General features: G+C 45.2%; 8 protein-coding genes. 6 read left to right on the top strand and 2 right to left on the bottom strand.

All coding sequences use genetic code 11. The annotated features are described in order from the left end of the window. Positions 1-75: 75 nt before the first annotated feature. Positions 76-594, top strand: coding sequence for a DinB family protein (locus ACWNM1_RS14205; RefSeq protein ID WP_449601415.1), 519 nt, complete (start codon positions 76-78; stop codon positions 592-594). Positions 595-683: 89 nt separating this feature from the next. Here the strand turns inward: ACWNM1_RS14205 and ACWNM1_RS14200 are convergent, their stop codons facing one another. Continuing rightward, on the bottom strand, positions 684-1,253 hold the full coding sequence (locus ACWNM1_RS14200) for a thymidine kinase (RefSeq protein ID WP_042129772.1): 570 nt from the start codon (positions 1,251-1,253) through the stop codon (positions 684-686). A gap of 158 nt (positions 1,254-1,411) precedes the next feature. On the opposite strand from ACWNM1_RS14200, the gene ACWNM1_RS14195 reads away from it, so the two are divergent. Genes ACWNM1_RS14195 through ACWNM1_RS14185 form a run of 3 tightly spaced genes read left to right on the top strand, consistent with a single transcriptional unit; the run spans position 1,412 to position 5,212 of the window. Next, complete coding sequence (locus ACWNM1_RS14195; RefSeq protein WP_449601413.1) at positions 1,412-1,621, top strand: Ni2+-binding GTPase; 210 nt, start codon at positions 1,412-1,414, stop codon at positions 1,619-1,621. A 17-nt stretch (positions 1,622-1,638) separates the two neighbouring features. Further along, entirely contained in the window at positions 1,639-3,372 is a 1,734-nt protein-coding gene (locus ACWNM1_RS14190) for an ABC transporter ATP-binding protein (protein ID WP_449601412.1), read from the top strand. Further along, positions 3,353-5,212 carry an ABC transporter ATP-binding protein gene (locus ACWNM1_RS14185; RefSeq protein WP_449601411.1) on the top strand — a complete coding sequence of 620 codons (1,860 nt, stop codon included), beginning with the start codon at positions 3,353-3,355 and terminating at the stop codon, positions 5,210-5,212. The genes ACWNM1_RS14190 and ACWNM1_RS14185 overlap by 20 nt, the downstream gene beginning before the upstream one ends. 172 nt (positions 5,213-5,384) lie before the next feature. On the opposite strand, the gene ACWNM1_RS14180 is transcribed toward ACWNM1_RS14185, so the two are convergent. Next, positions 5,385-5,690: a DUF2627 domain-containing protein gene (locus ACWNM1_RS14180; RefSeq protein WP_042190393.1), complete on the bottom strand. Its 306-nt coding sequence runs from the start codon at positions 5,688-5,690 to the stop codon at positions 5,385-5,387. 167 nt (positions 5,691-5,857) lie between these two features. Between ACWNM1_RS14180 and lpdA the strand changes: the two genes are divergently transcribed. Continuing rightward, on the top strand, positions 5,858-7,279 hold the full coding sequence (gene lpdA, locus ACWNM1_RS14175; protein ID WP_449601410.1) for a dihydrolipoyl dehydrogenase: 1,422 nt from the start codon (positions 5,858-5,860) through the stop codon (positions 7,277-7,279). Between the two features lie 130 nt (positions 7,280-7,409). Further along, a complete protein-coding gene (locus ACWNM1_RS14170; protein WP_042190387.1) occupies positions 7,410-8,441 on the top strand; it encodes a thiamine pyrophosphate-dependent dehydrogenase E1 component subunit alpha in 1,032 nt (343 codons plus the stop codon). Positions 8,442-8,444 lie beyond the last annotated feature (3 nt).

Here is an 8,444-nt window from a genome sequence, read left to right as displayed (position 1 = left end):
GACTAAAATACAACAACTACAGTATAATTTTCCTCCTATTTTTTCAAAAAAATTCAAAATGAGAGGGGTTTAGACATGGATCGACGTCCAGAAAGCAGTGAGTATCTTGAAGAATTATCAAAATATGTCGATTTAGTGCCAGTTGAAGGGGATATTTGCACTATTTTTAGAGCGCAGACGGATGAGATTTGTAGCTTTATTTCGAACCTTACGGAAGAACAAGGAGAGCATCGTTACGCTCCTGATAAATGGAGTATTAAGCAAATGGTTGGCCATCTAGCGGATACTGGAAGAATTATGTCTTATCGTTTGTTGCGCGTTGCAAGAGGAGATACGACTCCGCTGGCGGGCTTTGATGAAAAGGACTATGTGCCTACCGCAAATTTTGAAGCACACACTCTAAAAAAACTACTGGCTCATTACAAGCTTGTCAGAGAGTCAACGCAAGCTCTTTTGGACACTTTGCCGGAAGAAGCATGGACTCGTAAGGGAACGGTTAACAATGCAACCATCTCCGCGAGAGCAGTGGCGTGCGTAATGATTGGGCATGATCATCATCATTTGAATATTCTTAAAGAAAGATATCTGGTTTAATCGAGCTTTATTTTTAAAAAAAGCATTCCTGAGGCCATTGCGGCTTCGGAATGCTTTTTTAACTTAAAGTATATATTTGTGGGGATGTTTTACAGTGGAGGATTCTTGTGACATTTACGGCACACTGGATAGTAGGCTTCATTTCCGCCGATTTGGATTTGCTTGCCGCTGTATACAGGCTTACCATTTTCTACTCTTAGAGCCATCGTTGCTTTGCGCTCGCAGAACCAGCATATGGTCTTCATTTCCTCAATTTTATCAGCGTAAATCAGCATGTATTTGCTGCCTTCAAATAGCTGGTTCTGGAAATCATTTTTAAGTCCAAACGCCATAACGGGAATCCCCAGTTCATCCACAATTCGTACAAGCTGTAGAATGCAGTCCTTACTTAGAAATTGACATTCATCAATGAGTACACAGTGGGGCTTAGGCTGATTACTGCTGACGATATTATAAATATCGGTATTTTCGTCGACGGGTATGGCCTGTTTCCGCAGCCCAATACGGGAGGAGATAAAACCAACTTCGTCCCGATCGTCTATGGATGGAGTAAAAATGAGCACCGATTTCCCTTGCTCTTCATAATTATGCGCAACCTTGAGAATCTCAATAGATTTACCGCTGTTCATTGCTCCGTATTTGAAAAATAATTGTGCCACTTCCATCTATCCTTTCGTATAAGCCAATTATCTAATCTTAAAAATGCGACCTTATTAGAGTATCATATTCGTGTCAGCTGTATCCAGTGAAAACATTGCGATAGAATTGAATGTGGTATGATAAAAGGAATCATGTGATTGGAAAGGAAGTAATATGTGTGACTGAAAAAATAGACGAATACAAGGAACGGTTAGCTCTGATTCAGCAGAATGGAAATCTTTCTATCGAGGCTGATGCTTTGCTGGAAGAGATGATGGCAGATTTGGTGGAATTGAATCGAAGCAATAAAGCGCTGCGGCGGGCAATAATGAAAACTGGGCAGGCTTCCACAATGTCGACTCGTTTAAGGGATGCACTGTACGAATAGAAAAAGAGGGTATGCGAATGGGTTTGATTTTCTCTTTTCTCAAAAAATATAAAGTCGCTGCAATAGCTGCCCTAGTGATGATGCTTATTGAACTAGCGGTGGAATTGTCACAGCCTTTACTCATTTCCAAAATTATTGACCAGGGCATTAAAGAACAAAATTCCTCTGTGGTATGGCTCTGGGGCGGTGTATTGATCGGCAGCGCAGTAGTCGCCTTTATAGCTGGGGTATTAAGTTCTTTTTTTGCTGCCCATGCGAGTCAGAGCTTTGCGTTTGATCTTAGGGACAAGTTATATGAGAAGGTACAATCCTTTACATATGAAGTATTCAATCGGTTTGCTACCTCGTCGCTGATCACGCGTCTGACCGGCGATGTTTCGCAGCTGCAGGACACTATATTTATGAGTCTCCGCTTTATGACACGGGTGCCACTGGTTGTGGTGGGCAGTGTGATTATGGCATTGGTTGTTCATGTGAAGCTGGGGTTATTTCTCACTGTAGCTCTACCTTTGTTGCTTCTCTTCCTTTACTTCATCATGAGAAAAGCTTCTTTGTTATTTCGCAACGTACAAAATCGGCTAGACGGTGTGAATGGTGTAATCCAGGAGAATTTAACGGGAATTCGCTTAATCCGTGTGTTCGTGCGCATGGGACATGAGATTGGACGTTTCACGGTCTTTAGCGGGAATTTGATGAAATCCACGGTATCTGCGCTACGTTTGACAGAGACAACGATGCCATTTGTTATGCTTATTGTAAATGCAGCGATTATGTCGATCCTATGGTTTGGACGGATTGAGATTGCAAATGGGGATGCTACTTTAGGAGAAACTGTTGCAGTTATTAACTACTCTTTGCGAACCATAGGAGCGTTGTCAGCTATATCTGGACTTGTCGTTACAATTTCCCGAGCACGTGCCTCCTCACAGCGTATTACAGAAGTGATGTCAGCAGGCGCTGGAGTTAAGGAAGGCGGAGCTGTGAAGGGCGAACCGATACAGGGTGGCGTCCAATTTGAAGGCATCAGCTTCAAGTATCCTGAGAGTGATATTTCGGTGCTAGAGGATATTACTTTTGAAGTTGCTGCTGGTGAGCGGGTAGCGATTATGGGAGCCACCGGATCAGGGAAGTCTTCTCTTGTCGGTCTAATCCCACGTTTATATGAAGAGACAGAAGGTATCATTCGCATTGATGGGCAAAGGAGCACCGATATCGATATTTCAAGATTGCGGCGATCGATCGGCTACGTTCCTCAAGAACTGCAGCTCTTCAGCGGATCGATTCGCGATAATATTGCTTGGGGCAATGAACATGCCACACAGGAACAAATCGAACACGCAGCGGCTGCTGCACAAATTCACGCAACAGTGATGGGTCTGCCCAAAGGTTATGACACAATGCTTGGTCAGCGAGGGGTAAATCTGTCTGGTGGGCAAAAGCAACGGTTGACCATTGCTCGGGCGCTTGTGAGGAAACCTGCTATTTTGATCCTCGATGACAGTACGAGTGCGCTTGATGCTGTGACAGAAGGACTTTTGCTGGAGGCACTGAAAGAGATTTCATGTACAACCTTTCTGATTACTCAGAAGATCAGTTCTACTGCATCTGCAGATTTGATTCTGCTGTTGGACGAAGGACGCTTAATCGGTAAGGGAACACATGACGAGCTTATGACAAGCTCGGCGCTGTACCGCAAGATTTATGAATCACAGGTAGAGGAGGCGAAGCAGCATGTTCAAAGCAATTCTTGAACCCTTTCGTCACCCAAAACCCGTCATTGAGCTTGGAGCAGGAAGAAGCCTTGGTTCAGCTGCTGGAGGGAAGCCAAAAGCAAAGGCGAAGGATTGGGGCGGCACGCTTATGCGGATTTGGAGCTACCTTGCCGAGCGTAAAGCTAAGCTTTTTCTCGTTCTTTTAATGGTAGTCTTCAGCTCGGCTTTAGCACTGCTCGGGCCTTATATGATTGGTAAAGCTGTGGATGATTATCTGGAAGGCACTGGCGGACGATCGTGGACGATTTTTCTGATCAGCTTAGCTAGTGTTTATATCTTCTATTCATTAACTTCTTGGCTGCAAAATATATGGATGATTGAAATTGCTCAAGAAACCGTATTTCGGATGCGCACGGAGTTGTTTTCCCATCTTCATCGATTGCCCATCTCATTTTTTAATCGGAGACAGCAGGGCGAAATTATGAGTCGCCTCACCAACGATATTGAGAACGTCAGCTCTACGCTGAATAGCTCAGCTATTCAGATCTTTTCTAGTGTTTTGACATTGCTCGGCACGGTGGGGGTAATGCTCTGGCTCAGTCCTCTATTGACGCTGCTCACGTTCCTGGTTGTGCCGTTGATGTTATTAGGCATGCGCTGGATTACTCGGCGTACGGGTCCGCTTTTTAAAGAACGTCAGAGCAATGTGGGTGAGTTAAACGGTTATATAGAAGAGACGTTATCCGGTCAACGGATTATCAAGGCTTTTTCACAAGAGGAACGGGTCATCGCTGGTTTTCATGAACGCAATGAGCGAATTATGCTCTCTGGATACTGGGCACAGTCGATTTCTGGCTTCATTCCTAAGCTGATGAATGGACTTAATAATTTGAGCTTCGCTATTGTGGCTGGAGTCGGTGGTTTGTTAGCGATTCGCGGAGCGATTACGGTCGGTGTGATTATTGTGTTTGTAGAATATACGCGTCAATTTACTCGCCCTCTTAATGACTTAGCGAATCAGTGGAATACACTACTGTCAGCGGTTGCGGGAGCGGAAAGAGTGTTTGAAGTGCTGGACGAAGTGACGGAAGCTAAAGATGAAGGTGCAGCCACTTCGCTGGTTAAAGTTGAAGGTGCAGTGAAGTTCGAAAAGGTATCTTTTTCATATGACGGAAGTTCTAACACGCTTCATGATATTAGCTTTGAAGCGAAGCCTGGCGAGATGATTGCCTTAGTAGGACCTACCGGTGCCGGCAAAACAACACTTATCGGGCTGTTATCTCGTTTTTATGATCCTAATCAGGGTAAGATTACGCTGGATGGCTTAGATGTCACTTCGATTCGGCGTGAAAGCCTGAGGAGCCATATGGCGTTTGTATTGCAGGACTCCTTTTTATTCAAGGGCAGCATCCGCGATAATATTCGTTACGGTAGACTGGATGCTTCCGATGAAGAGGTCGAGGCGGCGGCTAAGCTGGCTAACGCTCATTCTTTTATTATCCGAATGCCGGAAGGTTATGATCGAATGCTCTCTGCAGATGGTAGCGGCATAAGCCAAGGGCAGAAGCAATTGCTATCCATTGCAAGAGCCATTCTTGCCAATCCTTCGATGCTTGTTCTTGATGAAGCCACTAGCAGTATCGATACGGTGACCGAGATCAAGATTCAGGAAGGACTTCAGGCGCTAATGAAGGGACGGACCAGCTTCGTTATTGCCCATAGACTGGGTACCATCCGTGCAGCTGATCGAATTCTTGTTCTTCAAGGGGGCAGATTGTTGCAGCAGGGCACCCATGAGGAGTTGTTGAAGCAAGGTGGCTTGTACAGCGAGTTGGTGCAAGGCGGTCGTAGGGAAGTACTTGATAAGGCTAGGCTTTAAGCTGCGCATAAAAAGGCGGGAGTTTTCAAGGAAGCGCAGGTCGCGTCCATGAAAAATCTCGCCTTTATGTAATGTGTGGATATTCATTATACATTGAAGTGAGTTGTCGGATGGTTTAATTGCAGAATGTGTAATAGATTTCGATTGTACAATGAGGGGCTGATTATGCTGCTTATGAGATCGTTTCTTGCGCGGCAGCTTGTTTCGCTTTTTGTTTCTCCTTGAACCGAGGACCAACATAATTACGTTTGCGGTCTCTTGCCAGAATCCAGCCGCCAAGGAAAGTCATACCTGCTGCAAAGAGCAGAAACCCTCCGCCGAAATGCAGCCAAGCGAAATCTGGAACAACGGAGTCATCGCCATGCATAGAGATATAATCAAAAATATCGTCCTTCATCATTAAGAAGCCCTTCATTGCGATTAAACCGGGAAACACAAGAATAAGGATGGCAATGAAGCGTGAAATTAATAGTTTCATAAGTGTCTCCTACCCCTCTTAGCCCATTAGATTCAACCATATGATAACGCTTTAGTAAGAAAAAGTCCATTTGGATATGACGTTTATAAGTTTTGTAATACGCTAAAAAGAGAGTACAATATACAATGTAAAATGAACTTACGTGTAATGACTGGAGGATACATATCATGACAATTTCATGTGACGTGGCCATACTTGGCGGAGGAACCGGGGGATATGTGGCAGCCATTCGCGCTGCACAGCTTGGAAAGTCCGTCGTCGTCATCGAAATGGACAAACTGGGAGGAACCTGCCTGCATCGTGGCTGCATTCCTAGCAAATCGCTGCTCAGAAGCGCAGAGGTATATGCTGAAATCAATGAGAGCGAAAGCTATGGCATTGAGACAAGCGGTGTACAGCTTGTATTCCCAAAAGTACAAAAGCGCAAGGAAGCGGTAGTTGAACAACTTCATCAGGGCGTACAATATTTGATGCGCAAAAATAAAATACAAGTTATTAAAGGCAAGGGGCGCGTAACGGGTCCCTCTATTTTTTCCCCGCGTAGTGGTGCTGTTGCTGTGGAATTAGAAGACGGTGAAATGGAAACAGTGGTCTCTAACCATCTTATTATTGCTACAGGATCTCGTCCGCGTGTATTACCTGGTCTGGAACCAGACGGAAAAGTTATTCTTAGCAGTGATGAAGCGCTCACCCTCGACGAGTTACCCTCTTCCATCATTATTGTTGGAGGCGGAGTAATTGGGGTGGAATGGGCCTCTATGCTGGTTGATTTCGGAGTACAGGTTACGGTAGTTGAAGCTGCTAGTCAGTTACTACCTCAAGAGGATGAAGAAGTAGCTAAAGAACTGCAACGTTTACTTAAAAAACGTGGTGTTAAAGTACTGACTGAAACTACAGTGGATGCTGCAACCTGCAAGGTAACGGACGATGGAATTTCGATCGATGCCCGTAAGGGAGAGCAAACTCAAAGTCTATCTGCAGAAAAGCTGCTTGTATCCGTAGGTAGAGTAGCGAATGTAGAGAATATTGGTCTGGAAAATACAGATATTCGCTTTGATAAAGGAATTATTGCTGTAAATGCTAGTATGCAGACGGCTGAGCCACATATTTATGCGATTGGTGACTGTATTGGTGGACTACAACTAGCTCATGCAGCAAGCCATGAAGGCATTATGGCGGTTAACCATCTCGCTGGTGAGAAACTTCACCCTTATCATACACATCTTGTACCGCGTTGCGTTTACACACGTCCTGAAGTTGCGAGTGTGGGTCACACTGAGAAGGAAGCTAAAGCATTGGGACATGATGTAGTAACTGGTAAATTCCCCTTCTCGGCCATTGGCAAGGCGATTGTGTACGGTCAGAAGGACGGGTTTGTTAAAGTTGTGGCGGACCGAAGCAGCGGAGATATTCTCGGTGTGCAGATGATAGGTCCACATGTTACGGATCTAATCGGGGAAGCTGCATTGGCTCAACTGCTGGATGCAACACCTTGGGAGGTTGGCGAGGCTATTCATGCTCACCCTACACTTTCGGAGATCGTTGGAGAAGCGATGTTAGCTGTAGATGGAAGATCTATCGGGATTTAGCTTTTCTTTTTGGGTAGAAAGGGATTATAATAAACTCAAGCCAAGTCTTAGTACCAGGTTTTAAGATCAGGATACAATTGGTCTTAAATCCTGTAAGACTCAGGCTTTATGAATAAGGAGGTATCTCTTTATGGAATCCCAAGATACTGTAGAAACGATTAACAGACATAAGCAGCTTGGACTAAGTGACGGCCAGGTCATCGATATGTACAGATATATGCTGCTCGCACGTAAATACGACGAGCGCAGTCTGCTGCTTCAGCGCGCTGGCAAGATTAACTTTCATGTCTCCGGCATTGGCCAGGAGGCGGGTCAGGTAGCAGCAGCATTTGCGCTGGACCGGCAGAATGATTATTTTTTACCCTATTACCGTGATTATGCTTTCGTACTCTCCGTGGGTATGACTACTCGTGAATTGATGCTGTCTGTGTTCGCAAAGGCGGAAGATCCAAACAGTGGTGGGCGGCAAATGCCAGGTCACTTTGGTAGTAAGCGTCTGCGTATTGTGACAGGCTCAAGTCCTGTAACCACGCAGGTCCCTCATGCGGTTGGTTTTGCTTTGGCAGCTAAAATGCAAAAGAAAAAATTCGTCTCATTTGTAACCTTCGGGGAAGGCTCTAGCAACCAAGGCGATTTTCATGAAGCTTGTAACTTTGCCGGAGTGAATAAGCTGCCGGTTATTATCATGTGTCAGAATAATCAGTACGCGATCTCTATTCCTGCTCACAAACAGCTTGGCGGTAAGGTCAGCGATCGTGCTCTGGGTTATGGATTTCCAGGTGTGCGTGTAGACGGCAATGATCCACTGGAAGTATATCGTGTCGTTAAGGAAGCTCGGGAAAGAGCACTTGCGGGTGAAGGTCCTACGTTAATCGAAGCCATGATGTACCGTTTATCTCCACACTCCACCTCGGACAATGATTTGGCTTATCGGACCAAAGAAGAGGTTGATGAGAATTGGAAGAAGGACGGCGTAGCAGGATTCCGTAATTACCTGATCGGTCTGGGACTTTGGAGTGACGAGCAAGAACAAGATCTTATTGCTGAATGCAATCTTGAGCTTAAAGCAGCAATCGAATATGCTGACAACGCTCCGTTCCCGAAACCGGAAGATACACTGCTGCATGTTTACAGTGATTCCGACCTGAAAGGAGGAGCATAAATC

The sequence above is a fragment of the Paenibacillus sp. Marseille-Q9583 genome (genome assembly GCF_976954365.1).
This window is presented reverse-complemented; position numbering and strand designations above follow the sequence as displayed.